At 53.0% G+C, this 25,761-nt stretch carries 25 protein-coding genes and 3 tRNA genes; 8 read left to right on the top strand and 20 right to left on the bottom strand.

Annotated features, from left to right (window positions below; translation table 11 throughout):
- Positions 1-418: 418 nt before the first annotated feature.
- Complete coding sequence (locus tag M891_RS0114590; protein WP_084628900.1) at positions 419-1,315, bottom strand: hypothetical protein; 897 nt, start codon at positions 1,313-1,315, stop codon at positions 419-421.
- A 349-nt stretch (positions 1,316-1,664) separates the two neighbouring features.
- Between M891_RS0114590 and M891_RS0114585 the strand changes: the two genes are divergently transcribed.
- Positions 1,665-1,738: transfer RNA gene (locus tag M891_RS0114585), tRNA-Arg, on the top strand.
- Positions 1,739-2,480: 742 nt separating this feature from the next.
- Here the strand turns inward: M891_RS0114585 and M891_RS0114580 are convergent.
- The 9 genes from M891_RS0114580 to M891_RS0114540 all read right to left on the bottom strand — a co-directional run bounded on the left by M891_RS0114580 (position 2,481) and on the right by M891_RS0114540 (position 11,497).
- Positions 2,481-2,915, bottom strand: coding sequence for a DUF1801 domain-containing protein (locus M891_RS0114580; RefSeq protein ID WP_028539369.1), 435 nt, complete (start codon positions 2,913-2,915; stop codon positions 2,481-2,483).
- 78 nt (positions 2,916-2,993) lie between these two features.
- Complete coding sequence (locus M891_RS0114575) at positions 2,994-3,818, bottom strand: alpha/beta fold hydrolase (RefSeq protein ID WP_028539368.1); 825 nt, start codon at positions 3,816-3,818, stop codon at positions 2,994-2,996.
- Positions 3,819-3,896: 78 nt separating this feature from the next.
- Positions 3,897-4,505, bottom strand: a complete 609-nt coding sequence (locus M891_RS24685; protein ID WP_028539367.1) for a GNAT family N-acetyltransferase — start codon at positions 4,503-4,505, stop codon at positions 3,897-3,899.
- A 194-nt stretch (positions 4,506-4,699) separates the two neighbouring features.
- On the bottom strand, positions 4,700-5,650 hold the full coding sequence (locus M891_RS0114565; RefSeq protein WP_016311093.1) for an L-lactate dehydrogenase: 951 nt from the start codon (positions 5,648-5,650) through the stop codon (positions 4,700-4,702).
- A 134-nt stretch (positions 5,651-5,784) separates the two neighbouring features.
- On the bottom strand, positions 5,785-6,684 hold the full coding sequence (gene nikC / locus M891_RS0114560; protein ID WP_028539366.1) for a nickel transporter permease: 900 nt from the start codon (positions 6,682-6,684) through the stop codon (positions 5,785-5,787).
- Positions 6,685-6,696: 12 nt separating this feature from the next.
- Positions 6,697-7,701: an ABC transporter permease gene (locus M891_RS0114555; protein ID WP_028539365.1), complete on the bottom strand. Its 1,005-nt coding sequence runs from the start codon at positions 7,699-7,701 to the stop codon at positions 6,697-6,699.
- Between the two features lie 39 nt (positions 7,702-7,740).
- On the bottom strand, positions 7,741-9,405 hold the full coding sequence (locus M891_RS0114550) for an ABC transporter substrate-binding protein (RefSeq protein ID WP_028539364.1): 1,665 nt from the start codon (positions 9,403-9,405) through the stop codon (positions 7,741-7,743).
- Positions 9,406-9,509: 104 nt separating this feature from the next.
- A complete protein-coding gene (locus tag M891_RS0114545; RefSeq protein ID WP_028539363.1) occupies positions 9,510-10,511 on the bottom strand; it encodes an ABC transporter ATP-binding protein in 1,002 nt (333 codons plus the stop codon).
- On the bottom strand, positions 10,508-11,497 hold the full coding sequence (locus tag M891_RS0114540; protein WP_028539362.1) for an ABC transporter ATP-binding protein: 990 nt from the start codon (positions 11,495-11,497) through the stop codon (positions 10,508-10,510). The genes M891_RS0114545 and M891_RS0114540 overlap by 4 nt, the downstream gene beginning before the upstream one ends.
- A gap of 526 nt (positions 11,498-12,023) precedes the next feature.
- Between M891_RS0114540 and M891_RS0114535 the strand changes: the two genes are divergently transcribed.
- The 4 genes from M891_RS0114535 to M891_RS0114520 all read left to right on the top strand — a co-directional run bounded on the left by M891_RS0114535 (position 12,024) and on the right by M891_RS0114520 (position 13,767).
- Positions 12,024-12,605: a thioredoxin family protein gene (locus M891_RS0114535; RefSeq protein WP_028539361.1), complete on the top strand. Its 582-nt coding sequence runs from the start codon at positions 12,024-12,026 to the stop codon at positions 12,603-12,605.
- A gap of 4 nt (positions 12,606-12,609) precedes the next feature.
- Positions 12,610-13,110: a glutathione peroxidase gene (locus tag M891_RS0114530; RefSeq protein WP_028539360.1), complete on the top strand. Its 501-nt coding sequence runs from the start codon at positions 12,610-12,612 to the stop codon at positions 13,108-13,110.
- A 122-nt stretch (positions 13,111-13,232) separates the two neighbouring features.
- Complete coding sequence (locus M891_RS0114525; RefSeq protein WP_016311085.1) at positions 13,233-13,613, top strand: PilZ domain-containing protein; 381 nt, start codon at positions 13,233-13,235, stop codon at positions 13,611-13,613.
- 80 nt (positions 13,614-13,693) lie between these two features.
- A tRNA-Gly gene (locus M891_RS0114520) sits at positions 13,694-13,767 on the top strand.
- 529 nt (positions 13,768-14,296) lie between these two features.
- On the opposite strand, the gene M891_RS0114515 is transcribed toward M891_RS0114520, so the two are convergent.
- The 3 genes from M891_RS0114515 to M891_RS0114505 form a co-directional block, all read right to left on the bottom strand.
- Positions 14,297-14,370: transfer RNA gene (locus M891_RS0114515), tRNA-Arg, on the bottom strand.
- A 91-nt stretch (positions 14,371-14,461) separates the two neighbouring features.
- The gene (locus M891_RS0114510; protein ID WP_016311084.1) at positions 14,462-14,812 is read right to left on the bottom strand and encodes a hypothetical protein; all 351 of its coding nucleotides are present in this window, start codon (positions 14,810-14,812) and stop codon (positions 14,462-14,464) included.
- Between the two features lie 35 nt (positions 14,813-14,847).
- On the bottom strand, positions 14,848-15,162 hold the full coding sequence (locus tag M891_RS0114505) for a hypothetical protein (RefSeq protein ID WP_016311083.1): 315 nt from the start codon (positions 15,160-15,162) through the stop codon (positions 14,848-14,850).
- A 170-nt stretch (positions 15,163-15,332) separates the two neighbouring features.
- On the opposite strand from M891_RS0114505, the gene asnB reads away from it, so the two are divergent.
- Positions 15,333-17,177 (top strand): asparagine synthase (glutamine-hydrolyzing), encoded by a 1,845-nt coding sequence (asnB, locus tag M891_RS0114500; RefSeq protein WP_028539359.1) that lies wholly within the window; start codon positions 15,333-15,335, stop codon positions 17,175-17,177.
- A 253-nt stretch (positions 17,178-17,430) separates the two neighbouring features.
- On the opposite strand, the gene M891_RS0114495 is transcribed toward asnB, so the two are convergent.
- The 3 genes from M891_RS0114495 to M891_RS0114485 form a co-directional block, all read right to left on the bottom strand.
- Positions 17,431-18,066 (bottom strand): XTP/dITP diphosphatase, encoded by a 636-nt coding sequence (locus tag M891_RS0114495; protein WP_028539358.1) that lies wholly within the window; start codon positions 18,064-18,066, stop codon positions 17,431-17,433.
- Between the two features lie 2 nt (positions 18,067-18,068).
- A complete protein-coding gene (gene rph, locus M891_RS0114490) occupies positions 18,069-18,827 on the bottom strand; it encodes a ribonuclease PH (protein ID WP_016311080.1) in 759 nt (252 codons plus the stop codon).
- 154 nt (positions 18,828-18,981) lie between these two features.
- The gene (locus M891_RS0114485) at positions 18,982-20,040 is read right to left on the bottom strand and encodes a GerMN domain-containing protein (RefSeq protein WP_028539357.1); all 1,059 of its coding nucleotides are present in this window, start codon (positions 20,038-20,040) and stop codon (positions 18,982-18,984) included.
- Between the two features lie 154 nt (positions 20,041-20,194).
- Between M891_RS0114485 and M891_RS0114480 the strand changes: the two genes are divergently transcribed.
- Positions 20,195-20,761: a phosphatidylglycerophosphatase A family protein gene (locus M891_RS0114480; protein WP_174844455.1), complete on the top strand. Its 567-nt coding sequence runs from the start codon at positions 20,195-20,197 to the stop codon at positions 20,759-20,761.
- A gap of 64 nt (positions 20,762-20,825) precedes the next feature.
- Here M891_RS0114480 and M891_RS0114475 read toward each other — a convergent pair whose 3' ends face one another.
- The 3 genes from M891_RS0114475 to M891_RS23980 form a co-directional block, all read right to left on the bottom strand.
- Positions 20,826-21,827, bottom strand: a complete 1,002-nt coding sequence (locus tag M891_RS0114475) for an MBL fold metallo-hydrolase (RefSeq protein WP_028539355.1) — start codon at positions 21,825-21,827, stop codon at positions 20,826-20,828.
- A complete protein-coding gene (locus tag M891_RS0114470; RefSeq protein WP_028539354.1) occupies positions 21,824-22,558 on the bottom strand; it encodes a class I SAM-dependent methyltransferase in 735 nt (244 codons plus the stop codon). Before M891_RS0114470 ends, M891_RS0114475 begins: the two co-directional genes overlap by 4 nt.
- A gap of 186 nt (positions 22,559-22,744) precedes the next feature.
- A complete protein-coding gene (locus M891_RS23980; RefSeq protein ID WP_232228349.1) occupies positions 22,745-23,758 on the bottom strand; it encodes a peptidylprolyl isomerase in 1,014 nt (337 codons plus the stop codon).
- A 247-nt stretch (positions 23,759-24,005) separates the two neighbouring features.
- Between M891_RS23980 and M891_RS0114460 the strand changes: the two genes are divergently transcribed.
- A complete protein-coding gene (locus M891_RS0114460; RefSeq protein ID WP_028539353.1) occupies positions 24,006-25,361 on the top strand; it encodes a dipeptidase in 1,356 nt (451 codons plus the stop codon).
- A gap of 157 nt (positions 25,362-25,518) precedes the next feature.
- Here the strand turns inward: M891_RS0114460 and M891_RS0114455 are convergent, their stop codons facing one another.
- Positions 25,519-25,743, bottom strand: coding sequence for a helix-turn-helix domain-containing protein (locus tag M891_RS0114455; protein ID WP_016311073.1), 225 nt, complete (start codon positions 25,741-25,743; stop codon positions 25,519-25,521).
- Positions 25,744-25,761: the final 18 nt, after the last annotated feature.

Raw genomic sequence — 25,761 nt, 5'->3', positions numbered from 1 at the left:
ACTTCAATTGCTGCTTGCCCACTCGCAAGCTGATCGGCAAGGAGCGTCGCGGGGCTCGTGTAAAGAAAACATTCGACACGGCCAAAACACCCGTTGCCCGGTTAATCGAATTGGGCGTGCTACGACCAGAACAAACCCAACGGTTACAGGCGTATCAGACTTCCCAAGATCCGCTTGCATTACACAATCAGTTGGAAGCGCTGCTTTCCCANCCCGTGACGNCTGCCTCCGCTACGCGCCCAGTGGAGGCTATGTAACAGCCTCCACTGGGTAACAAAATTACGTGAGTGAACCATTATCCTTCGGTAACATTTTTATATGAGTTGACACGGAGCCGAGCCACAGCCAGGTATTGGGCAAACCGGATTCTATTGTGCAAGGTTGATAGAGTGATCTACTCCTGCACTCCACCCGGTGCTTACATGCCGTGGATTCGTCCCGAGGCAACGAATTTGCCAATCGTTCGGCAAACTTGCTCATATCGCAGCCGCAGTCCATCGGTAATGCCGTACATGGCGCGAATCTCCTCATCCGTTTGGCTGCCGGACAAGCTATCTGCCACCATCTGATGCAGCGCTGCCGCCCAAATATCGATGATCGCATCTTCCTCAACCAAGAGCGAGCGGTAATCCGCCGTACCATATAATACCATGACGAACTGTGTCCATAATTCCTGAGCGAAATAGTAAAGGGTCGGATCATGCACCTGTGTCTGGTCGCCTACGCGATCCAACACCATTTGTACGGCCGGCGGAAAATCGTCAGGCTTGAGCGGAACTGCTTCAATCTCGACTTCCACCCGCTCCCCTCCGCGCATGATTACCAGGGTGCCCGTCGTTCCGCGGCGGCGCAGGGTTTGCAGTACCCGATATTGAAGCAGCGGATGCATCTCCTCCCGGCTGATCCAGCCAATCAGCGCGTCATCGATCTCGGGGCGATCCAGGTAGGCAAGCTGTTCCAGGGCAAGAAACGTCTGCTCCGAGAGCGGCTTGTCCCTCACGGCAGCCAACAGCTTGTCCGTATAACCCGCATCTTCGGCCAGCTTGGCCTCCGCGAGCCGGCGAGCGAGCATTTCCTCGGTTTCCTCGTCTTCCTCGATGTGTTGTAGTTCTGAAGCCTCCGAAATGCCGTCTTTCAGCGCAGGAAATGCGCCGGTCAGCCAGTCCAATAAAGCTCGCCATTCCTCATAATGCCTCGGATCCTCTCCTTGGCATTGCAGTAAAAATTGCAGGAGCTCTACCGCCTCCCCATATCTTTCGGTTTCCAGCATACGGGTCAGTTCGATCTGGTAATAGTCCAACGTTTTGGGAAACAAGACAATGTTGTCTTTCTCATCGGGTCGTGAACTGCTGATAAGGGTACCTCCTTTCTCCTCCGAATCACAATTAATTGAGATTATAGCACAGTCCCCTGCGAAGGCAAAAATCTTGGACAAATGGTCTGGGTGGAACTGGGATAGAGGGGAGATTTGAGCAGGGGGTGAGTGGTGGTTTTAATGGTGATTTAGGTGAGGTTGAGCGGGAATCAGTTCGACGAGATTGCCCTGTTTATGTGCGGTGTGTCACCAGTCCATCTGAAGAAGGTTAATTTTTCGTTGTAAGTTATTGCCCCTCAATCTGACATATGATATAATCTTTTTTGCTTGTGTTTTTCATATTTGAGATGTCCCAGTAGCTCAGCTGGATAGAGCAACGGCCTTCTAAGCCGTCGGTCGGGGGTTCGAATCCCTCCTGGGACGTGAGATAAGAGCACCCGTAGAGGTGCTCTTTTTTTATAGTCCCAGGTTGGGTGAGAACCCCAGATGGGGGTTCGTCGGAGCGAAATCGCCCGCGTGAGTGGGGCGGAGGAGCGGAGTCTCGAGCGGTGCGTTAGAGCAGGATACAGAAGTAGCCGAATTTTACTCGAAATTTCATATATAATTAGACAGAAACGGCCGAAATCATGAATTCTACTCGATTTTTCATATACATTTTGGCTTCTAGGCCACTAAAGGTCCAAATAAGCATGAAATTTCATATATAATTGCCCGGAAGTGCCACTTCCCAGTAAAATATACTCGATTTTTCGAGTATATCCAACCGACGACTCGGATGAAGACCGATAAAGGGGACTGGTAAACCATCACGAACATGACGGACATCACGGCGGGCGGGGGCAAGGCGAGAGGTCTGATAACCAGTCGATTCCACGACCTATGACCCCGGTAAGGCAGATACCTAATAACCAGTCGATTCCACGACCTATGACCGCGGTAAGGCAGATACCTAATAGCCAGTCGATTCACACCTCATGACCATGGATAAGGCAGATGCCTGTTAACCAGCCGACTCACGACTCATGACCGCGGTAAATCAGATGCCTAATGACGACCAATCGCGGCAGATAACCAACGGGCAAGGCAAACGACAGGTAAAGGCAGACGACGTCTCTGACGACCGCCCCCTTACCACTTCCAACATAAAAAAAGAGCCGCTTACCAGCTAGCTCTTCTCCTCATCATTCGGATACAATTTCCGCAGGTGCTCGACCGACTGGCGGATCAACTTGCGCAGTACGTCCACATCGATGTCGGCGACTTTATTAATGTAGACACACCCTTTGCCTTGGGTATGCTTGCCTAAGGACTCCAGCAAAGCGTCTCGCTCAGGATCATTCGAGGCAAGATACAGGCTGATCTTCGCCTTCCGAGGCGAGAAGCCCACCAACGGCGCATCCCCTTCGTGGCCGGAGGCGTATTTGTAATGGTAGGAGCCAAAGCCGATGATGCTGGAACCCCACATTTTGGCCGGGTAGCCCGTGGTCTCCGTAAAAACGTCCAGCAATCGGTAGGCATCCTCCCGCTTCTTCGCATCGGCTACCCCTTCAATGAACTCGATGACGCTGTTGTCGTTCTCTTTGGTCTTCAGCTCGTACACTTAGAACCCTCCCTCTAACATCTCATCATCCGGCAACACCCGCCAATTCAAGTCTCACCACAAGCCTGTCTCATTTCATCATTCCTTATCCCTAGCTTCCTCCACTCGATCCAGCCACTCGTTCATCAGCGCGTTAAACATGTTCTCCTGCTCAATCTGCAGGTTATGCCCAGCCCGGTCTACGACCGCAAACGTCCCCCGTGGATACTGATCTAATAAGCGAAGTGCATCCGCATATCCCACTGACGTATCCTGACGGCCAAGCAGGAATAACGAAGGGGCGTCAAACGTCTCTTGATCGATCGAAAAAGAAAACCCATACCGCGCCCGAATCTTGTCCAAAAAAGCGGAATCTGCCACTCGACAGCCGGGAACGATCTCCTTCGCATATCTCTCCCAAGTGTGTCGATCAATAACCGCGCTCATCGAGCGGAAGTCCTCATACTCCTCGGGAGACAGTTCATTACTCAGCGCCGGATCCTCGTAAATCACCGTATGGTCCGGCAGCTCCCGTTGAGCCGGGTCCGGTACGATCAAGGGACAAATAAACGCCGCTCCCTCAACTCGCTCGGAACGACGAGCGATGATCCCTCTCGTTAAGTACCCGCCGTAAGACTCTCCAACTACCGCAAAACACGACTCCGGCACCAAGGCATCAATTAACTCCAGCACCGCATCTAGCATTTCGTCCGTACTTTCAATCCCCGCGTAATTCTTCGACTGTCCCATGCCCGGCAAATCAAGATAAATTCTTCTCCAGCCCGCGCGGTTCTCAAATATCGGTTCCATGCAGCCGCTCATCAGACGATGGTCGGGCGTAAATCCATGAATCAGCACGATCGGCCGCCCGGAGCCCATCTCCTCATAATAAAGTTCTGCTTGGCTGGCTTTAAAATAAGGCATCCGCAACACTCCTTCGAACATGATGCCCTCATCATAATGCGAATATACGTTCTTGTCCAGACCTAAATTGACCACGCCTTATTCAGATTGAGCCTGATCTCCCATCCATCTCATATACACCCTGGCATTAAACCCCGTTTGCTTCCGAAACCAGCGCTGCGGCTTCCGCCGAAACTCGACATATCCCAGTCGCTCATACAAGCGAACCGCAGCAGTGTTGGTATCCACTACCTCCAAAATATAATCGTCATAGCCCAAACGAGAGATCAGCTCATGGTTCAGTTGGCTGGCGACCCCACGCTCTCGTGCTTGCTTAGCCGTAGCAACCGCCTCGAAATAACACTGTCCCTCCGCCAAGTGCAGCGGTTTTTCCAACTCCCGACGGACCAGAAAATAAAACAAACTTCCCTTCATCCAACCAAGTTCCTGCTGCAGCTCAGCCCGTTGAAATCGGAAAGCCCGCTTCTGTCCTGCGGAATACGCGAAGATCCCCAGAACCTGTCCCTCCTCCAAGGCGACAAAAAACTGCTCTCTCACCAAAGCATGCACAAGAGCCCTCGCTAATTTGTCCCGGTCCGAAGTAAAATATCGCAGCGAATCGTAAAAGCCCTCCACAAAAATCTCCGCCGCCTGCGCGGCTTCTCGATCCCCGAGCTCCGCCAAATTACGAATCACGAAATCACTCATATCACCGTTCCTCCCTTCTTTTCTCTACTATATAAAAAGGTGAAATAGGCACAGAACAGTCCTCAGCCGGATTCCCCATCCTTCCCGCGACTTAAACCCAGCATCACTGCCTCTCCAGGAAAAATAAAAAAAGCATCCGTTCCCCAATGAACGGATGCTCTGTTAAGCCGCCAACCGACGGCAGCTTAACCTGACTAGAGTTGAAGACTCGCAATCGCGGCCTTCAAAATGCCGCAGGAATGCGCAAATTTCTGCTGTTCCTCCCAGGTCAAGTTCAGCTCCAGCAATTCCTCGATTCCGCCATCACCGATAATGGCAGGCACACCGCAGCAAACCCCGGTTTGGCCATATTCCCCTTCCAACACAGCGGAAACGGCGATGATTTTGTGTTCATCGTTTAGGATGGATCTCACGATATAAGCCAGCGCGTTTCCAATCCCAAACTGCGTATTGCCCTTGCGGGTAAAAATCTCCCATCCCGCATCTTTTGTTTTTTGCGCGATTTCGTCCAGCTTGACGTGGCGGAACCGCTCCTTATGCTGCTCCAAAATATGCAGTAGCGGCTTCCCGCCGATCGTGACATGCGACCAGGCCACAAACTGCGAATCCCCGTGCTCTCCCATCGCATACCCGTTTACACTGCGTGGATCAACAGCAAAGACCTCCGACAGCAACGTTTTGAGCCGAGCCGAATCGATGGAAGTCCCGGTGCCAATCACCCGGTTCCGCGGGAACCCCGACACCTCGCGCACGATATATGTCACGATATCCACCGGATTCGCGGCGACGACAAACACGCCGTCAAATCCTCCTTCTACGATGCGGCTGACGATATCCCGCGTAATCTTCTCCGCCTCGCCCAGCACATCCAATCGCGTTTGCCCCGGCTTCGGATTCGCCCCTGCCGTCAGCACAACCACATCCATATCGCGGCAGTCCTCCAGCCGGCCAGCATATACCTTCGTACGGGTTTGCGTAAAGTCCATGCAATGCGACAAATCGAGCGCATGTGCCACCGCACGATCATACGTCCGGTCGATCATCATAATCTCATCGCAGATCGATTGATTAATCATCGAATAAGCGCAAGCCGTACCGACCAGGCCGGAACCAACGATCGTCACCTTTCTCGCTTTTTTGGCCATTCTGCCGCCTCCCTCTCCTATCCATTCTCTTGATCCGATGCCTAAATTATAACCGCAAACCTGTTGACCCGTATATTAGGTACAACACACAAAAAAACTGCCGGAAAACCTCCCGGCAGTTCATAACGATAGATTTAACTTTTCATCCGCGGGTCAAGCGCATCACGCAAACCATCGCCCATCAGGTTGAAGGCAAGTACCGTCAGCATGATCGAAATCCCCGGGAAAACTACAGTCCACGGAGCGGTGGCGATAAATTGACGCGAGTCAGACAGCATCTTGCCCCATTCCGGTGTAGGCGGCTGAGCGCCTAAACCTAGGAAGCCCAACGCAGCCGCTTCGATAATCGCCGTAGCGATCCCCAGCGTGCCCTGTACAATGATTGGCGTCAAGCTGTTTGGCAGGATGTGCCGCAGCAAAATCGCGCTGTTTTTCATCCCAATTGCCCGTGCTGCAGTGATATACTCTTCATTCTTCAAGCTAAGCACCTTCGCCCGCACCAGCCGCCCATACGTCGGGATGTTGACGATGGCGATAGCCAGCAACGCATTTTGCAGCGACGGACCTAGAATGGCCACAATCGCGATCGCCAGCAAAATGCTTGGGAACGCCAGCAAAATATCGAACAGGCGCGAAATCACCATATCGATCCATTTGCCATAGAACCCGGCCAGAATACCAAGGAACGTCCCCAGAATGATCGATCCCACCACGGAGAATGTCCCTACCCATAGGGAGATTCGAGCCCCGTACAATACGCGGGTGAACAGGTCACGCCCCAGATCGTCCGTCCCAAACCAATGAGACGAAGACGGTGGTTTTAAGCGGTCGCGCAGGACCTGCTTATCGAATTCATAAGGAGCAATCACCGGGGCCAGGATCGCGATCAGAATGAAAAACACAATCATGATCAGGCCGGCCATGGCGATTTTATTTTTGCGGAACGCTTTCCACGCATCGCGCCAAGGTCCGGAAACCTTCTCGGCCGGGACGGCGGTGCTGGTGTTTGTGCTTGCTGTAGTTGCCTCTGCCATGGTTTCCCTCCTTTACCGGTAACGGATGCGTGGATCGACCGCTGCGTACAGCAAATCCACGATCAGATTGATAATGACGAAAATAAATGCGATAACCAGAATGCCCGATTGAATGACTGGATAGTCACGCGAGCTAATCGCTTCGTAAATATACCGTCCCACACCTGGCCATGCGAAGATCGTTTCGGTCAAGACCGCACCGCCAAGCAATGCGCCAGTTTGCAGACCAATGACCGTCAGCACGGGGATAAAAGCATTTTTCAAGGCGTGTTTATAGATGACGATAAATTGCGACAACCCTTTGGCCTTGGCCGTACGAACGAAATCGGAATTCATAACTTCCAGCATACTCGACCGCGTCATCCGAGCGATAACCGCCATCGGAATTGTCCCCAGCGCGATACTTGGCAAAATCAGATGTCTGCATACCGTCCACAACTGATCCCAGCGACCAGCGATAATGCTGTCGATCACATACAGATTCGTGACCGCTTCAACCGGGTCGCGTTGATTCATCCGCCCGATGGAAGGCAGCCAATGCAATTTGAGCGAGAAGATCCACTGCTCCATCAGTCCGAGCCAGAAGATCGGCATCGATACCCCGATCAGTGCGATTAACATACAGATGTAATCGAACCACGAATTCTGCTTCCAGGCACTGATGATGCCGGCATTCACGCCAAAGAAGATCGCAAAGGCCATCGCCGCCACGGTTAATTCCGCCGTAGCCGCTAGATAGGGGGTGATCTCCTGGGCAATCGGCACTCTCGTGCGGATCGATTGCCCCAGGTCACCTTTTAACAAATCTCCCATGTAAGAGAAATACTGCTGATACCACGGATTGTTCAGGCCCAGTTGCTCGCGGAGCGCTTCCTTGGATTGCTCCGTGGCCTTCTGCCCTAGAATCGTTTCCGCAGGATCACCGGGAATCGCATGGATAATGGAAAATACGATAATCGTCATGCCGACTAGGACAGGAACCATGATGAGTATTCTCTTCAAAATATAAGCTTTCAAGATGAGGTTCACCTGCCAGAGGCGTTAAGATCCCGCCTGTTATTCGAAATAGATGTTGCTGTAGTATTCCGTACCTGTCGGCGCCGGAACGTATCCTTTCAGATTCGCTTTTGCAGCCAGCAGCGGCGTTGTATGCACAAGCGGAATCCACGGTGCGTCGGCTTTAATGATTTCTTGCGCTTGTTTGTAAAGTTCTTCACGTTTCGATTGATCGGTTTCGATTTGTGCAGCGACTAACAACTCATGCAGCTCATCACTCGAATAGTACGTGTAGTTGTTGGACGGAATGGCGTCTTTGTCCAGCAGTGTGTACAGGAAGTTGTCTGGGTCCCCGTTGTCACCGGTCCAACCAAGCATGAACAGATCGTCTTTTTCACCGGCTTGCGCATCGTCGAGATAAACGGCCCATTCCGGAGATTCGATTTTCACTTTTACGCCAACTTCTTCAAAGTTTTGCTGAATAACTTCGGCGACCTTCTTGCCATCTGGCATGTAAGGACGGGATACCGGCATGGCATAGAAGACATATTCGCCTGGCAGACCGTTCGGATAACCTGCTTCAGCCAGCAACGCTTTGGCTTTCTCTGGATCATACTCATAATCAGCAATGCTATCGTTGTAGCCCCACAGGGACGGCGGCATTGGGTTCTTAGCCGGTTCAGCTTGGCCTGCGAAGAAGGCATCGATGATCGCTTGCTTATCAACGGCATAGTTCAGCGCTTGTCTTACTTTCACGTTGTTAAACGGTTCTTTCTTCAGGTTGAAGCCGACATAACCTACGTTGTTGGAAGGACGCTCGATCTTTTGCAGATCCGGGTTCGCTTCCAAGGTCGCCAGATCGTCCGGGCTCAGGTCCTCCATCAAATCGATTTCACCGCTTTGCAGCGCGTTGAAACGAGCAGAGTTATCCGGGATAGAGCGAACGATCACTTTGTTCAGCTTCGGAAGCCCTTCTTTCCAGTAGTTCGGGTTCTTCTCTAACGTAATCGAGTCGTTGCGTTTCCACTCTTTGAATACGAATGGACCTGTACCTACCGGCTCGTTCTTGAAGTTTTCTTTCTTCTCCTTGATGGCCGTTGGGCTGGCGATCCCGAAGGAGGTCATGGCCAGGTTTTGCAAGAACGGCGCTTGCGGTTGGTTCAGTGTAAACTTAACCGTGTTCTCGTCGACCGCTTCTACTTCCTTGATAACGCGTTTGCCGTCTGGACCAAACATGGAATCATAGTAGTCAAAGGAGTCGCCTTCAAATTTGTATTCGCTGTTTGGATCAGACCAACGGGTGAAGTTGAATACAACCGCATCCGCATTAAAATCCGTACCATCATGGAACTTCACGCCTTGACGCAGCTTGAAGGTATAGGTCAAACCGTCGTCAGATACCGTCCAGCTCTCGGCCAACGAGCCTTGAACCTCGGTTGTTCCTTCTTTGTACTCCAGCAAGGAATCAAAGACTTGGTGGGCGATTTTCAAAGATTCACCGTCGGTTACGATGGCTGGGTCCAGAGAAGCGGAATCCCCGCCGCGGCCTACAACCAATGTATCTTGGGCCGAACCGGTCGGAGTGGTTGCCTCCGTATTCGCGCCCGTATTCGTTCCGCCGGAATTACTGCCACCGGCATTGTTGCTGCCTCCGCACCCCGCCAAGGCGATGGCGGCGCTCAGCATCGTAACAAGAACAACACTACTCCATCTCTTTGCTTTCATTTTGTGGCTCCCTTCTGAATCCCAATATATAATTTCTTGTTTATAAAAAAGCTGGGCATAGTACCCAGACTATAAACCTTTAGAGGTAGTTCAAAACGTCATCTTTATGCCAAGCTCGCGCTTCCTGTGTTCTTCACTTCGGTGTACAGATGGCAAGCCGTCAAATGGCCCGCATCCGTCTCAGCCAGCTCAGGGCGGTGCGTCCGGCAAACGTCCATTGCCATCGGACACCGCGTATGAAACGCGCAGCCGACCGGCGCATTAGCCGGGCTGGGCACTTCGCCTTGCAGAATAATCCGCTCGGTCTTCTTGTCCGGATCCGGCTGCGGAACTGCGGAGAGCAACGCCTGGGTATACGGATGCTGAGGTGACGAGTACAGCTTGTGTTTGTCGGCAATCTCAACGATCCGGCCGAGGTACATAACCGCTACCCGGTCGCAGATATGCTTCACGACACTTAAATCGTGGGCGATAAAGATGTACGTCAACCCGAACTCCTCTTGCAGATCCTGAAGCAGGTTCACCACCTGCGACTGGATCGACACATCCAGCGCGGAAACCGGCTCGTCGGCGACAATCAGCTTTGGCTGGAGCGCCAATGCACGGGCGATCCCGATCCGCTGCCGCTGACCGCCGGAGAATTGGTGCGGATAACGCTGCAGATGGCTTTGCGTCAGACCAACGACATCGATCAACCGGTCGATCATCTGTTTACGTTCCTTGGCATTGCCCACGCCGTGAACGATCAGCGGTTCCTCCAGAATCCGCTGCACCGTATGGCGAGGATCCAACGAGGAGAAGGGATCCTGGAATACAATCTGCATATCCTTGCGTTTCCGGCGCAGCGCCTCTGGCGACAAAGCCGTGATGTCCTCCCCTTCAAAAATCACCTTGCCGCCGGTCGGCTCAATCAGCCGAAGCAGGGAACGGCCAGTGGTAGATTTACCACAGCCGCTTTCCCCGACGAGTCCAAACGTTTCTCCCCGGTGCACGGTAAATGAGATGTCATCGACCGCTTTAACGAATTGCTGGGACTTGCCAAACCATCCGCCCCCGAGAGGGTAGTATTTTTTTAGATGTTCAACTTGCAGTAAGGGTTCACTCATACAACTTCCTCCTGTGGCGTTTCGTGGAGCCAGCACCGGCAGCTATGCGCCGTTTCGTATTCCTTCAGCTCAGGCAGCTGCTCCGAACAAATCGGCATCGCATGCGAACAGCGTTCGGCAAAGCGACAGCCTTTCATCCGGGTGTTCAGGATCGGCACGTTGCCTGGAATGGAGAACAGGCGCTTGCGGTCCTCGTCCATGCGCGGCACCGACTTGATCAGCCCTTGGGTGTAGGGATGCAGCGGATTTTTAAAAATATCCCGCACAGGGCCCTCCTCCACCACTTTGCCGGCATACATCACAGCTACCCGGTGGCACATCTCGGCAACGACCCCAAGGTCATGCGTGATCATCATTACGGCCGTACCGTTCTCCTCATTCAAGCGCCGGATCAAATCGAGGATCTGTGCCTGGATGGTCACGTCGAGTGCTGTAGTTGGTTCGTCAGCGATCAGCAACTCCGGATTACAGGAGATCGCCATCGCGATCATCACCCGTTGTCTCATCCCGCCGGAGAGTTGATGCGGATATTCATCGATGATGGCCTCCGGCCGAGGAATGCCAACCTTTTTCAGCATGTCGATGGTATGTTCCCGTGCTTGCTTCTTGCTGAGCCCCCGGTGCAGCCGAACCGTCTCCCCAATTTGTTGGCCGACGGTAAACAGCGGATTCAGCGACGTCATCGGCTCCTGAAAAATCATGGAAATCGAGTTCCCGCGAATCGCTCGCATTTCCCGCTCCTTCATCGGAACAATGTCCTTCCCCTTAAACTCGATCGACCCTCCCGTAATTTTGCCAGGCGGCTGAGGGATCAGCTTTAAGATCGATAAGGAGGTAACGCTTTTGCCGCAGCCCGATTCGCCAACGACACCAAGCACCTCGCCGGGATTCACATACAGGTTCACGCCGTCCACCGCAGGGATTTCGCCTCGGTCCGTAAAAAAGTGGGTATGCAAATCCTTAATCTGCAAAATGGGTTGAATCATGTTTACAGCCTCTTTTCCCGTGAAAATGGAATCTCGCAATTCGACAATGTCCGCCAACAATAGACAAATGTACAATTCATCTGTCGCACTGTAATTTCCTAAAGCATTAAGGTGTAACTTAGCCCCTCTTTCTCTAAGTTACGACACTCGACCTTCGAAATGTCTCTACAACGCGGACGAATGTACATCTTCGCTTCCGCACAGCAATCAAGTAAAGCGGAAGCCTATGCAGAAGGATTCAATGAGCGATATACGGTAAATCACATTTCTCTTTGCCGTAATTTCGCTAAAAGTGACGATTTATCGAACTATGGTCAATTGAAGTGTTAAGTTAACTAACATAAAAAAATATTTGTTTGTTTGATAAGCTACTTTACATCATTTTCACAGAATAGACAATAGAAAATTTCAAGGTGTCATATCTATGACAGCTATTTGGCAGGTCATTCTTAAAATTTGAGATGATCGAAACATTTAAGGTAGAATGGAAGTAACCGTTATCAAAATAGGTGAGAGGTGATGGTAAATGAGTTTCACGTTATCTTTGGGAAGTGCGGCTCCAAACTTTAATCTGCCGGCTACAGATGGCCAGACCTACTCTTTAGAATCATTTGCTTCGGCCAAGGTGCTTGTCGTGTTTTTTACGTGCAATCACTGTCCTTATGTACTCGGCTCCGATGAAGTCACGCGGCAAACGGCGGAGAAGTATAAGGATCGGGGGGTCGTGTTCGTAGGAATTAACTCGAACAGCGAGAACACTCACCCGGAAGACTCCTTCGAGCACATGGTTAAACGGATGGAGCAGCATCGATTCCCTTGGGTGTATTTGCGAGACAAGGAACAGACGGCAGCGAAAGACTATGGGGCCCTGCGCACGCCGCATTTCTTCGTCTTTGATTCTGGCCGCAAGCTTGTCTATACGGGACGCGGCGTGGATAACCCACGTGACACGAGCAAAATGACGGTCAACGATCTGGATCGGGTGTTGGAGGAACTTACCACTGGTTGCGAAATTTCAATTCCGTTAACCAATCCGATCGGCTGTAATGTGAAATGGGAAGGGCAGGATGCTCACTGGATGCCAGCGGACGCCTGCGATTTGGTGTAAGCTGATGAGCCGCCTATATGATTTTGAAGTCCGTACGATTACGGGGGAAACCACGACGCTCGCGCCATATCAGGGGCAGGTGTTGCTTATCGTTAATACCGCCAGTGCATGCGGGTTGACACCGCATTATGCGGGGCTCCAGCAACTGTACAGCAAGTACAAGGATCAAGGCTTCTCCGTGCTTGGGTTCCCATGCAATCAATTCGCCGAACAAGAGCCTGGAACGGAGGCGGAGATTAAAGCTTTCTGTGAAACGAATTATCAGGTCACCTTCCCGCTGTTCGCCAAAATCGACGTAAACGGTGAGAACGCCCACCCGTTATACCGTTATCTGCGGGAGCATACACCAGAACCTTACGATACAGGGGATATCGAATGGAACTTCGTGAAGTTCCTGGTTGGGCGAGACGGCGAGATCGTCAAGCGTTATTCGGCTCGCACCGAACCATCTGAGATTGAGCCGGACCTTCAAGCGTTGCTGTCTAGTACGGCAGCTGACCGTTAATGTTAAGGCCTGACGCCTAGATCACCAAAACCGCTGGCAGCTTCATGCTGCGGCGGTTTTTTGCTGTGCCTCTTAGAATAAAAACGGTGTTCTGATCGACAATTTTCGCTATAATTTTATTTATGATAAACACTAGAAGAACTGAGCCTTTTCGTTACTCTCTGAATCCGCCGATCGCCGCATCGCTCGAAATTGTGTCGATTGACGGGCAGGCGCTGCCCCTGAAACCGGCGCAGATCGAGCTTATCGATATCAGCAAATCCGGTTGCCGGGTCCGCACCGAATTGAATCTGCACGCATCCTCCCACGTGATACGTGTCCTATTGCATGTTCGCTTAAGCGATGAGAATCGCACTTTCTCCGGCGAAATCCGCTGGCAAAGAGAGCTGGAGCCCCCCAATCACCATTATGGGTTACATCTGGAGCTTAACGACGAGGAAAAGGAGGCTTTGAACGTCGAATTGAGGGGGATGGCTGCATCCCGAAGAATCATCGTAAAATAAATCGAACGCCCCACCAGTATTTTATGGCGGGGCTTGATTCTTGTTTGTGTTGGCGTTATAATATTTCTTGCTTAGCTCTTGCGGGTGTAGTTCAATGGTAGAACGCCAGCTTCCCAAGCTTGAGGCGAGGGTTCGATTCCCTTCACCCGCTCCATAACCTTTTTTTCAATTTCTTGCCCTTTGATTAACAAAGGGTTTTTTTGATTTTATTGGGGAGATATGGTGGGTCCCGTATGGGTCCCGTGGCTAATATGTGCCTCCCCTAGTCCAGATTGAAATGAATTAACTGGAAATCTTACCGTTAATTTTTGGCTTTTTCTCATGGGCAAAGCACTAACGGGAAAATCTACCGTTAATTTTGCAGATTTCTTGCTCAGTGGCTGATTTGAACTGAAATAACAGTAGGAATTACCGCTAATTCTTCGGTTTTGCTCAAAAACGGCCAAAATAACCGTAGAAAATCCATTTAGTGTGATAGGGCTTCTCGCCCGACCCGGTACATAACAAAAAGCACCCATATGGGTGCTTTTTTAGCACGTCCCCGTCAGGGTACTCTCGCGCCGCTCGAGTCTCCGCTTGTCCGCCCTGCTTGTGCGGGCGGTCCCGCTCCGACGAACCCCACCTGGGGTTCTCACCCTCCCGGAAACGTAAAAACACTCTCCGTTTTGGAGAGTGTTTCGTCACGTCCCAGGAGGGATTCGAACCCCCGACCGACGGCTTAGAAGGCCGTTGCTCTATCCAGCTGAGCTACTGGGACACATCGTTATAAAAAAAGGATGCGTTAATTATTATAGCGCATCCTTTTTGTTTTTCAAAGCGTTTTTAGCATAAATTTGGCATCTCATTTGTCAGCGGGGCAACTGCTCCAATTGAGCAACGATCTGCTCCTTCGCGAGCAGGTTCTCCAGGAACTCCTTCCGCTGAACTTCCGGCTCCGGCCAGCCCTGATCGCCAAACTGCTCCTCCGCCACCTCGGAGAACGCCTGATGCAGATCGTTATCATACCAGTCGATCTCCAAGTCGGCATCGCTGCGAATCATTCGGATAATTTCATACCCTTTCCCGTCCGCAGCACGTGCCACATAGACAAAAAGCTCAGGGTCCCCCACCGCACCAGGATACACCTGGATCACAGCACAAGGCCGCCCTTGGTGCTCATCCATCCGCCGATATTCCGCATCCTTGATGTAATAGGTCACAGACGTCGCTCCTTTCTGGTGAACATCCAAACCAGCTACAGCTGCGCGGCAAAACCGGAGCGTTCCATCTGCGCCCGCGTCTCTGCCGTACCTAAACGGTAAATTTCACGATATAACGCGTTCAGATAGCTTTCGTAGCTGCGATTGACATCATCTTCCGGCGTATCCGGCCAAGGATAGGTAAACGCCATAAATCCGTTCTCCTCCTTCTCCCCCAAATGCTCGAGCATATGACTCAGGTGATCCGCCTCCTCCCGGGTGGCTTGAATCTCCCATTCGTACGCGGCAGCACCGGGATCTTCAAGTAGCGATCGCCCTTGTACCGAAACGTAATAAGTCCTTTTTTCCATAATTAGCCCTCCTTCTTATGCCTTGCTCCAGCTCGCGATATACTGCCTCCACGCCATAGTTTTCCATAATGGACAGACATTTTATGCCCTCGTTCGGCATAATTTGTTAATACTTTTCACCCGGTCGGCAAGCGGGGACTGTAAAGCAATGCGGAGAGGAGATAGCAAAAATGTGCGGAATAACCGGCTTTATCGAATGGAACCGGGACCTGACGAAAGAATCGGACTTGGTGTTATCCATGACGTCCTGTCTGGAAAAACGGGGACCGGATGCCCAGGGAACTTGGATTTCCGGCCCGTGTGCCTTCGGACATCGTCGCCTCAGCGTCATGGACCCCGAGAACGGGGCACAGCCGATGATTATTCATGAGGAAGATGCGGTATTCACGATTGTATATAATGGGGAAATTTATAACGCACTGGAGCTGAAAGCTGAACTGCAGCGGAGAGGCCGAACGTTCCGTACCAACTGTGATACGGAGGTGTTGCTGCAATCGTATATCGAATGGGGACCGGATTGCGTCTACCGGCTGAATGGGATTTTTGCGTTCGCCATTTGGGACAGCGTTCGGGAGCATGTCTTTTTTGCCCGGGATCGCCTTGGCGTCAAACCGTTGTTCTACAGTGAAATTGACGGTACGTTGATCTTTGGTTCCGAGCCTAAAGCGATCTTACGCCATCCGAAGGTCGAGCCCGTCGTCGGGCCCGAAGGTCTTGCCGAAATTTTTGTCATCGGTCCAGCGCGGACGCCGGGCCATGGCGTGTACAAGGATCTAAAAGAACTGCGTCCAGGCCACGTCATGATCTTCAACCGCAATGGGCTGCGCAAATACGCTTACTGGAAGCTGGAAGCCGAGCCGCATACGGACAATGTGGAGGAAACGGCCGCAACGATTCGCCAGCTGCTGCAGGACACGATGGATCGTCAGCTCATTTCCGACGTGCCGGTATGCACCTTGCTGTCCGGCGGTCTGGACTCCAGCGCATTAACCGCACTGGCCGTCGATTATTACAAGCGGACCGGCCAAGGTCAAGTTAACACGTATTCGATTGATTATGTCGACAACGACAAGCATTTCCAAGCCCACAGCTATCAGCCTGGTGCGGACGGTCCGTGGATCCAGCGGATGGTCGAGGAACTGCAGACCGCCCATCACGCCATCAAGTTCGATACGCCTGAACTGGTTGCGGCGCTGCCCGACTCGACGATTGCCCGCGATTTGCCAGGCATGGCAGATGTGGACGCCTCATTGTTGCTTTTTTGCCGGGAGATCAAAAAAGGAGCCACCGTCGCCATCTCCGGCGAAGCCGCAGACGAAGTCTTTGGCGGTTATCCATGGTTCCACCGCGAGGAGCTCCTCAATTCAGGAACGTTTCCGTGGTCGGTGGCAACCGGGCTGCGCGCAGATCTGTTGTCACCGGAAATCCGCGAGTGGATCAAACCGGAACAGTATATCGCCGATCGTTACAGCGAAGCGGTCGCAGAGACACCGAAGCTGGAAGGGGAAAAAGGGGAGCGGGCTCGGATGCGCGTCATGTCGTACCTGAACATCACCCGGTTCATGCCAACGCTGCTGGACCGCAAAGATCGCATGAGTATGGCGGCAGGATTGGAGGTTCGCGTGCCTTATTGCGATCACCGTCTGGTGCAGTACGTCTGGAATATCCCATGGGAGATCAAAACGACCGGGAACCGGGAGAAAGGGATTTTGCGCAAAGCGCTGGAAGGCATTCTGCCTGAAGACGTTCTCTACCGCAAAAAAAGCCCGTATCCCAAAACGCATAATCCGAACTACCTGACGGCTGTCCGCGATCAAATGCTGAAGATTCTCGACGACCCGACCTCGCCGATCTTGCCGCTCATTAATGCGGACAAAATTCGTGCCATCGCCGCGTCCAAGGAATCGTCCTCTAACCTGCCTTGGTTCGGCCAGCTGATGAGCGGGCCGCAGCTGTTTGCGTATCTGTCGCAGGTGAACTTCTGGCTGAAAACATATAACGTGAAAATCCGGTAATTGAAATGCGAAAAAGCAAGCCGGGAACCTCCCCAAGGTTCCTGACTTGCTTTTTGTGATGTCGCTTATGAGAGCTAAGCGAAAAATAACTGGAAAACCTGCCGTTAATTTGACCGGCTTAAGTTCTTTGACATACATTAACGGTATTTTCTAACGTTAATTTCGGGCATTTGGGCCGTCCCCCCCAGTTTAAGCGAAATTAACAGCAGGTTTTACCGTTAATTTCACACGAAGCCTGCGGCTGTGCGTCAGCCTACTTCCCCGCAGCCGTCCCGCTCAGCTTGTCCGCCAACGCCCGCAGCGCCGCACCGCGGTGGCTGATGGCCTGCTTCTCCTCCAGCGTCAGCTCGGCCATGGTCTTCTCGTACGCCGGCAGGTAAAACAGCGGGTCATATCCGAACCCGCCGCCGCCCGCCGGCTCGGAGGTGATCCAGCCCTCCACTTCGCCGGAGGCTTCGATAAACTGCCCTTTGGCCGGGTCGTACAAGGCCAGATGGCAGACAAAACGCGCCGTGCTCAGCAGCGGCTGCTCCGTATCCTCGCCCAGCCGCCGCTTCTCCAGCTCGGCGAGCAGCTTCTCGTTGTTATCCTCGTCGCTGGCGCCTTCCCCGGCATACCGGGCCGAATACACGCCCGGCGCACCGTCCAACTGGTCGACGCAGAGGCCCGAATCGTCGGCCAGGACAGGACGGCCCAGGGCGTCGCCAACCGTTTTGGCCTTCTTGCGGGCATTTTCGGCGAAGGTTGCCCCGTCTTCCACAACTTCCGGCGCATCCGGATAGTCAGCCAAGCTCCGAACCTCTTTGCCCAGCGGCTCCAAGGCATGAGCAAATTCCCGCACCTTCCCGGCATTCCGGGTCGCCACGATAATCTCCGTTCCTTCGATCATGCTTACACCACCGTTCCGGACTGCCCGCTTCCGATCAGCAGCGCAATCGGCCCCAACGCCTCACGCTGCTGCTCGATCATCTCCCGAATTCCCTTCTCGGCGAGCGCCAGCATTTGATCCAATTCCGCTCGGGAGAAGGGGTTCTCTTCCCCGGTGCCTTGCACCTCAACGAATTGGCCGTTGCCAGTCATCACCACGTTCATGTCGACCTTCGCTTTGGAATCCTCCTCATAGTTGAGATCCAGCAGCGTGTTCTCCCCAACGATCCCTACGCTGACGGATGCGAGAAAGTCGGTGATCGGAAACTTCGGCAGCGCGTGCTTCTGAGCAATCTTGTGCATCGCTAACGCCAGCGCCACGAACGCCCCGGTAATTGACGTCGTCCGCGTTCCGCCATCGGCCTGCAAGACGTCGCAATCGATCGTGATAGATCGTTCACCAAGCGCCTGCAGATCGACGACCGAACGCAGTGCACGGGCGATGAGCCGCTGGATTTCCATCGTGCGGCCGCTCAGCTTCCCTCGGGCTGATTCCCGCTGGTTCCGCGTTTGAGTTGCGCGAGGGAGCATCGAATACTCCGCCGTTACCCAGCCTTTGCCCTGCCCTTTCATAAACATCGGGACCTTCTCTTCGACCGTAGCGGTACACATCACCTTTGTATCGCCCACCTCGATGTAGACAGACCCCTCTGCGTATTTATTAACATTGACGGTTAAATTCATCGGCCGGCGCTCGTCCGCCTGGCGTCCGTTGCTTCTCATCTTTTACTGCCTCCTACGTGTTCTTGCTGTCAATATGCTTTCCCTATTCTACCAAAGTGTGGGCATAAAAGCACCTTTCCATTCGGCCAAAAAAAAGAACCCTGCACCTCGCAGGGTCCGGTTTGCATCGTAGGGCGTGCCGCGGACAACATAGTTACAGCGGGATTTCGTTAATCGTTTCCGGCCGTATCACCGGTTCGCTGTAGGTCTGGTTATCCAGGCCGACAACTTCCTTCTGACCGTTGAGCCAAATGCGCACCTTGCTGTCGTCCCGGTTCTCCGTCACCGTCAGCACCAGGGATTGCAGCATTTGTGCTGGCAGCTTCTCCCCAGCTTCAAACATATCGTCCTTCAGCGCAACGGTCACAATGCCGTCCTTCGAGACCTCGACGCTTTCCAGCTTCGTGTTATCGGTCACGACCCGCTCCAGGCCGTCTCCTTGTTGCGGCCCTTTGAGCAGCTCGCCGAGCGCGGATTTCACGCGATCGCCGTCGGCAGGGACAAATCGCGTCACCGGGACGAAGTATTGAACCCCCTCTGGCGTTGCTGCGGAGAAGTAGACAATGACCGGGCTTAGTTGGGATAAGCCGGATTCTGCTTTAATTTCGAGATTAATCCCAAAATTACGGCTAAGCGGCCGATCCAGCGGCGTACCGTTCACCGGCATTTCGTTTAACTTCTGCCCGTCCACCCATAGCTGAACCTCCTCCACATCCGGCGTTCCGGTCAATGTCCAGGTCAACGCTTCAAGAATTTTGCGCTCATCGGCGGCTTCATAGCCCGTAAATGCTTGGTTAAACTCGACGACAGCCAGCTTCTCATCTTTTTTAACAGTTACAGCCTTCACTTCACTGCCCGCCGGAAGAATGCCGCTAAAACCAACCGGGAGGAGGCTCGCATACTTGCCGTCCTTCACCAGCATCTCCAGCATCCGGTTCAGCTTCAGCGAAGCCTCGCCATCAGGCAAGTGCAAGGCGACCGGGGCCAGCAAGCCATGCTCGTTCACCAAGTAAACTGTAGAGAGTGCTTCCTCCTGGGCAAAGCTTGTCTGCTCCGCGGCATCCAGACCTTCCAACATTTGCGTTTCAATATCGGTAGGCGGAGGATCGATTTGAGCGGAGCTTCCCCCAAACATACCGCAGCCCGACAGCAGCAGCGGAAGCGTAATTGCCCCGGCGGCAGCCGTATTTCGTAATCGGCGGTTCCATTTCATTTTTGCTCGTGCCTCCCTAAGTTTTTCATTTGGCTAAGGTTTGTATTACTATATATACGAGCCTTGTCCCGAAACATAACTATATTTTTCCGGGATCTGGACAAACTTCTTCATATCTTGCCAATCCAACTATTAATGACGAGGAGTAGAGTGTATGGGGATGGAACAACCAAAGGCCAAAGCGCCTTACAGCCTGAACAGCAAAAAGGTCGCTGATGCCACCAAGGAGTGGCTGCACAAGCGCGGCGTAACGACGGAGCAAATCGCGGAACTCGTAATGTTTTTGCAGCAAAAATACTACCCGAACCTGACGATGGAAGAGTGCATACATAACGTAGAGCAGGTGCTGACCAAACGCGAAGTGCAAAATGCGGTACTGACCGGCATTCAGCTCGATATTTTGGCGGAGCAGGGGATGCTGATCCCTGAACTGCAGGAGATGATTGCCAATGACGAGGGGTTGTACGGGGTGGACGAAATCCTGGCCTTCTCGATCGTCAACGTGTATGGAAGCATCGGCTTCACCAACTACGGTTATGTCGATAAGCTGAAACCGGGCATTTTGGAGCGGCTGAACGATAAGACATTGGGGCCTTGCAATACGTTCTTGGATGACATTGTCGGCGCCATTGCTGCCTCGGCCAGCAGCCGGATCGCCCATCGCAAACAAGCCGAACGGGAAAAAGAACGCGGTGAGGAATCCCTCGACTCCGAGCGGTAGGCCGCATCATGAAACCCAAAGAAGGACGGCAAATCCAAGCCGTCCTTCTTTGGGTTTTATTAGATTATCTCACCGGAGCGTACCGGATGATCTCGGTTTCAGCGGCTCCAGTCTTTTGCTCTTCCACCCGCCCTTGCCGGGCCAACTCCACGAGATGCGCCAGCGTCTCCGACATCGCAAAGCGCATTTGGTGAATGCTCAGCTCTGTGCCAAATAAGGCGGTACAAACGTCAAAGGCGGTTTGGGTCCGCTCCTGCAGCAACCGTTCGATGCGCAGGAGGCGCTCACCGTGATGCTCAAGCAACAGCCGCACACGCTCTGTAAAATAATCAAACGGATGGCGGTGCCCCGGATAGGCGGTTGCCACCTCGTAAGCGCTCAGCTTCTCCAGCGAATCCAGGAATGATTGCAGCGGCTGCGGATCACTGCCGGGCAGAAAGCTGACGTTGGGCGAGATTTGCGGCAGCACCGCATCCCCGCAGAACATCAGCTGCTGCTCGGCATGATAAAACGACAGGTGCCCCGGAGCATGTCCAGCCGTTTCAATCGGCAACCAGGCTCGTCCCCCCATCTGGATCAACTCCCCCTCCCGGAGGAAGGTCACTTCAGGAGCCGGAGTCACCTGGGTAAAGAAGCCGTTCAGGTGTCCCGGCAGCTGGCTGTACCATGATTCGGGCATTCCGTGCCGCCGATACAAATCAGGCAGCGTTTCGTGCATCCGGCTCTCCGGCCCCCACATCAACCGCGTTTCTTCATACGCCCGCGGTGACATGAAGACGGTCGCTCCGGTGATTTCCTGCATATATCCCGCCAGGCCATAATGATCGGGGTGATGGTGGGTTAAGACAATTTGCGTCACGTCGCGCGGCGAAATCCTGAGGTCCTGCCAGGCTGCACGCCACTCCTCAATCGTCTCCTCCGTTCGCGGTCCCGGATCGATGATGGTAATCCCCTCATCGCCCTTTAGCACATAGCTGTTCACCCGGCGAAGGGGAGGGGCCATCGAGATCGGAACCCGGGCCACGAGCTCCCGGTCCCAGAGCTGGATTTCCGGTAGTAATGTCATGCCCGCACCCCCACCAAAATCATGCGCCGAGACGTGTTTGGATCGTAAAGCTCTTCGTCATAATCCCCATGAACGTTCTGCAAGGTTAAACCGGCCTCCTTCAGCATCTGCCGAAAATCATCCAACTCGTACAGTTTAATTCGTTCCATGTAATGCCTTGGCTCTCCGCCAGGTGCGGTAATTTCAATATCCTTGATGACATACCCATCTTCAATCCGACGTCGTTCCACAATCTGCTGCCCCTCGTCCTCCCGTTCCGAATACGGAACAAGATGAGCGGCAACATACGCAGGATTCAGAAAATCGAGAAGGAAGCGGCCGCCTGACTTCAGAACGCGAGACGCTTCGCGCAGCACTTTGATCTGCTCCTCGTCCTCTTTAAAATATCCAAATGAAGTGAATAAGTTCACCACCGCCGCAAACTCCCCGCTTTGAAACGGCAACTTGCGCATATCCGCTCGGTGCCAGATGATCCGACCTTCGGGGTCGAGGCGTCTCGCCTCGCGCAGCAATACCTCTGACAAATCCACGCCGGTCACCTGGTACCCTGCTTCGGCCAGCGCCAGTGAATGGCGGCCCATGCCGCAGCATAAATCCAACACCTTTGCGCCGAGAGGAAGATGAAGCCAGCGAATCATCCGCTGAACCTCGTGTTTCGCACCTTGCGCGTCGCGGTGCTTATACACCAGCAAATAATCTTCCCCGAAACTTAGCTCATACCATTCCGCCATGTGCCCCTGCCTCCATGCATTCCGTCCCATTTAGAGATGTACTTTAATGCATCCGTGTATCCTCATTGTACTGTCAGATTTCCAGAAACACAAAGCGATCTTGCTGTGCAGGATTCGGAAACCGACATGCCAAAAACCGCCGAAGCTCTGCTCCGACGGTTTGAAGGGCTGCGTTCTGCAACCGAATTACTCGGCTGCGGCTGCATCCGTTAACGTATTGGTGATTTGGGCTTTGCTGCGAACATCCTCCAGCCAAGCTCCCGACATGCTGGATACCTGTTGGGAGATCAGGGTCTTGCGGATCTCGTCCTTCTTCTCATCCAGCGTTGCTGTATGGGCTTCCTTCTTATCGGTGACTTTGATGACCTGATATCCTTCGCTTGTCTTAACGGGGTCGCTAATTTCGCCTTTGGCCAGCTTGAAAGCGGCCTCTTCCACCGCTTCTTCTCTCTCGCCGCGGGCGAAGAAATCGGTGTCCCCGCCTTGATCCTTCGTCGCCGTATCCAACGATTTGCTCTTCGCCAGCTCTGCAAAATCGGCGCCTTCCTTCAACTGCTTCACGATGTCCTTCGCTTCCTCTTCGGTTGCGACCAAAATCACGGAAGCCCGCACCTGTTCCGGTGTATTAAAGGAATCCTTATAGGTTTCGAACGTTTCCTTCACCTGATCATCGGTGACATTGATCTGCGGTTCCAGCAGCTTCGTCAGCTTCAGCTCCATCACGACCTGCTTGCGCAAATCGTCCATGGTCATCCCGTATTGTTCCAAAGCTTGATTCAGCGCTTCTTCCGAACCGAACTGGGTTTTGTAGGTCTCGATTTCGGTGTCGACATCGGCATCCGTGATCGTGATATTTTTCTTATCCGCCTCTTGGTTCACAAGCTCTTGATTGATGAGGTTCGTCAGCGCCTGCTCTCCGCCATTGGCAGCCAGTTCTTCATAAAGCCGGTCCTTCGTAATTTCCACACCGTTCACCGTCGCAACGGCCTCAGCCTTATTCGTTGCAAACGGCGGTTTGATCAACACCACAACCAGCAAAACGGCCAGGACCAACGAAACGATCTGCCATACTTTATTGCTGGATTTCGGGGCTTGTGGGGCTTGTCCCGGTGCAGTCTCGGTCTCCCCGTTCATGGGAACCATGACCGGCGTATCATACCCATCATTTGCTCCCTGCTCATTTCTTTCTTTTTCGTCCATACGTCTTTGCGACTCCCTTCTTCTGAAGCGTTCAAGATTCAATTCAGTCGTGCTTTCTTGACTTTACCAGATATCCATCGAATTTACCTTAAATATTCCTGAAAAAAAGCACATCTCTTTTAAGTTGCATTTAAGGAAACGAAAAGCCCGCGCGGTGACTGACATTACCCAATCATTCGTTTTCTTGGCAAAAAAGGTGTAGAATATACGGGTAAACCTAGTTCTAGTTCGGGAGGAACATTTGACGATGGATTATCAAGCTTACTTTAATACGAACCGTGAACAACACTTGAAGGAACTCGGCGATTTGCTTCGGATTCCCAGCATCTCAGCTTTGTCCGAACACAAAGGCGATGTGCAAAAAGCTGCCGAATGGATCGCCGAAGCGTTGCGCCGCGCCGGGATGGAATCGGTAGAGATTCATCCTACCGCAGGGCATCCGATCGTTTATGCCGAGCATCTGCATGCGCCTGGGAAGCCAACCGTTCTCGTATACGGGCATTATGACGTTCAACCGGTAGACCCGCTGAATCTGTGGGAGACGCCGCCGTTTGAGCCATCCATTCGGAACGGCAAGCTGTATGCCCGCGGAGCGACAGATGATAAAGGCCAAGTATTTATGCATATCAAGGCCGTAGAGGCGATTTTGAAGCAGGAGAAAGAACTTCCCGTTAACATTAAGTTCTGCATCGAAGGGGAAGAGGAAGTGACCAGCCCGAACCTGCCCGCCTTCTTGGAAGCGAACCAGGACAAGCTGGCCGCTGACGTGATCCTGATCTCTGACACCGCGCTGATGGCACCGGGCAAACCGGCGATCTGCATCGGCCTGCGCGGCTTGTGTGCGATGGAAGTCTCGGTGTATACCGCCAACACGGATTTGCACTCCGGTACCTATGGCGGCGGCGTCCCTAACGCGTTGCATGCGATGGTATCGCTGCTCGCTTCCCTGCATGACGAGCAAGGCCGAGTCACGGTCGAAGGCTTCTACGAAGGCGTTCACGAGTTGTCTGCACTCGAACGTGAAGAGTTCGCCAAGCAACAATTTGACGAAGAGAAGCTCAAGCAGGACCTTGGCTTGAAGGAGCTGTTTGGCGAAGCAGGGTACACCTTCGTCGAACGGACCGGCGCTCGGCCAACGCTGGAACTCAACGGGGTGTACGGCGGATTCCAAGGGGAAGGAACCAAAACGGTACTGCCGAAGGAAGCCCATGCCAAAATCACCTGCCGTCTTGTTGGCGACCAGGATCCGCAAGCCACGATCGATCGCATCGAACGGCATCTGCACAAACATCTGCAACCGGGAGCAACCTTGAAGGTCAAAGCGACCGAGAAAGCGCGTGCCTTCACCTGCAACCCGGAAGATCCGATGCTGCAAAAAGCGGCCGATGCCTACGAAGCCATTTACGGCACTCGGGCGCTGTTTACGAAGGACGGCGGTTCGATCCCGATCGTCGAGACCTTGTCCCGCGTCCTGTCGGCTCCAGCTGTGATGATGGGCTTCGGGCTGCCGGATGAAAACCTGCATGCGCCGAACGAACATTTTAACCTGGAGAACTTCGACAAAGGGTTGCTCACGATCGTTCATTATTTGAAGTCGCTGTAAGCAACGTTCGTTTAGCCAATAACCTCCGGCATCTGATGTGAATAGGATGCTTGGAGGTTTTTTTATTGGTGAAAAATGCGCACAAAAAAACCTTCCCTTTCCCCCTTGCGGGGTGAAAAAGAAGGCTTGCGGCTTTCTACGAACACGTAGTTCACCGTCAGATTTTCAGCTCCCCAAGCTTGATCAGCTCGACAACCGCCTGCGCGCGACCTTTGACATTCAACTTTTGCATGACGTTAGAAATGTGATTACGGACGGTTTTCTCACTAATAAACAGTTGCCCGGCAATGTCGCGCGTCGTTTTATCCTGCACGAGAAGCTCGAAGACCTCTCGTTCACGATTAGTTAACAGAAATTTGCTGTTACGATCGCTGCTCTTCAAAATGCGTCACCCCTCCTT

The organism is Paenibacillus sp. J14 (genome assembly GCF_000518465.1).
GTDB classification, from domain to species: Bacteria; Bacillota; Bacilli; order Paenibacillales; family Paenibacillaceae; genus Fontibacillus; species Fontibacillus barengoltzii.
Note: the sequence above shows the minus strand (reverse complement) of the source record. Positions and strands in the feature narration are given on the sequence as shown.

Excerpts from the sequence above, each read along its gene's own strand:
- M891_RS0114470 (WP_028539354.1), bottom strand. The coding sequence starts at position 22,558 with ATGGCGGAATGGTATGAGCTAAGTTTCGGGGAAGATTATTTGCTGGTG.
- rph (WP_016311080.1), bottom strand. The coding sequence starts at position 18,827 with ATGAGAAGCAACGGACGCCAGGCGGACGAGCGCCGGCCGATGAATTTA.
- nikC (WP_028539366.1), bottom strand. The coding sequence starts at position 6,684 with ATGGCAGAGGCAACTACAGCAAGCACAAACACCAGCACCGCCGTCCCG.
- M891_RS0114475 (WP_028539355.1), bottom strand. The coding sequence starts at position 21,827 with ATGACATTACTACCGGAAATCCAGCTCTGGGACCGGGAGCTCGTGGCC.
- M891_RS0114525 (WP_016311085.1), top strand. The coding sequence starts at position 13,233 with ATGATAAACACTAGAAGAACTGAGCCTTTTCGTTACTCTCTGAATCCG.
- M891_RS0114485 (WP_028539357.1), bottom strand. The coding sequence starts at position 20,040 with ATGAAATGGAACCGCCGATTACGAAATACGGCTGCCGCCGGGGCAATT.
- M891_RS0114550 (WP_028539364.1), bottom strand. The coding sequence starts at position 9,405 with ATGAAAGCAAAGAGATGGAGTAGTGTTGTTCTTGTTACGATGCTGAGC.
- asnB (WP_028539359.1), top strand. The coding sequence starts at position 15,333 with ATGTGCGGAATAACCGGCTTTATCGAATGGAACCGGGACCTGACGAAA.
- M891_RS24685 (WP_028539367.1), bottom strand. The coding sequence starts at position 4,505 with ATGAGTGATTTCGTGATTCGTAATTTGGCGGAGCTCGGGGATCGAGAA.
- M891_RS0114480 (WP_174844455.1), top strand. The coding sequence starts at position 20,195 with ATGGGGATGGAACAACCAAAGGCCAAAGCGCCTTACAGCCTGAACAGC.
- M891_RS0114575 (WP_028539368.1), bottom strand. The coding sequence starts at position 3,818 with ATGCCTTATTTTAAAGCCAGCCAAGCAGAACTTTATTATGAGGAGATG.
- M891_RS0114545 (WP_028539363.1), bottom strand. The coding sequence starts at position 10,511 with ATGAGTGAACCCTTACTGCAAGTTGAACATCTAAAAAAATACTACCCT.
- M891_RS23980 (WP_232228349.1), bottom strand. The coding sequence starts at position 23,758 with ATGGACGAAAAAGAAAGAAATGAGCAGGGAGCAAATGATGGGTATGAT.
- M891_RS0114530 (WP_028539360.1), top strand. The coding sequence starts at position 12,610 with ATGAGCCGCCTATATGATTTTGAAGTCCGTACGATTACGGGGGAAACC.
- M891_RS0114505 (WP_016311083.1), bottom strand. The coding sequence starts at position 15,162 with ATGGAAAAAAGGACTTATTACGTTTCGGTACAAGGGCGATCGCTACTT.
- M891_RS0114565 (WP_016311093.1), bottom strand. The coding sequence starts at position 5,650 with ATGGCCAAAAAAGCGAGAAAGGTGACGATCGTTGGTTCCGGCCTGGTC.
- M891_RS0114540 (WP_028539362.1), bottom strand. The coding sequence starts at position 11,497 with ATGATTCAACCCATTTTGCAGATTAAGGATTTGCATACCCACTTTTTT.
- M891_RS0114460 (WP_028539353.1), top strand. The coding sequence starts at position 24,006 with ATGGATTATCAAGCTTACTTTAATACGAACCGTGAACAACACTTGAAG.
- M891_RS0114535 (WP_028539361.1), top strand. The coding sequence starts at position 12,024 with ATGAGTTTCACGTTATCTTTGGGAAGTGCGGCTCCAAACTTTAATCTG.
- M891_RS0114495 (WP_028539358.1), bottom strand. The coding sequence starts at position 18,066 with ATGATCGAAGGAACGGAGATTATCGTGGCGACCCGGAATGCCGGGAAG.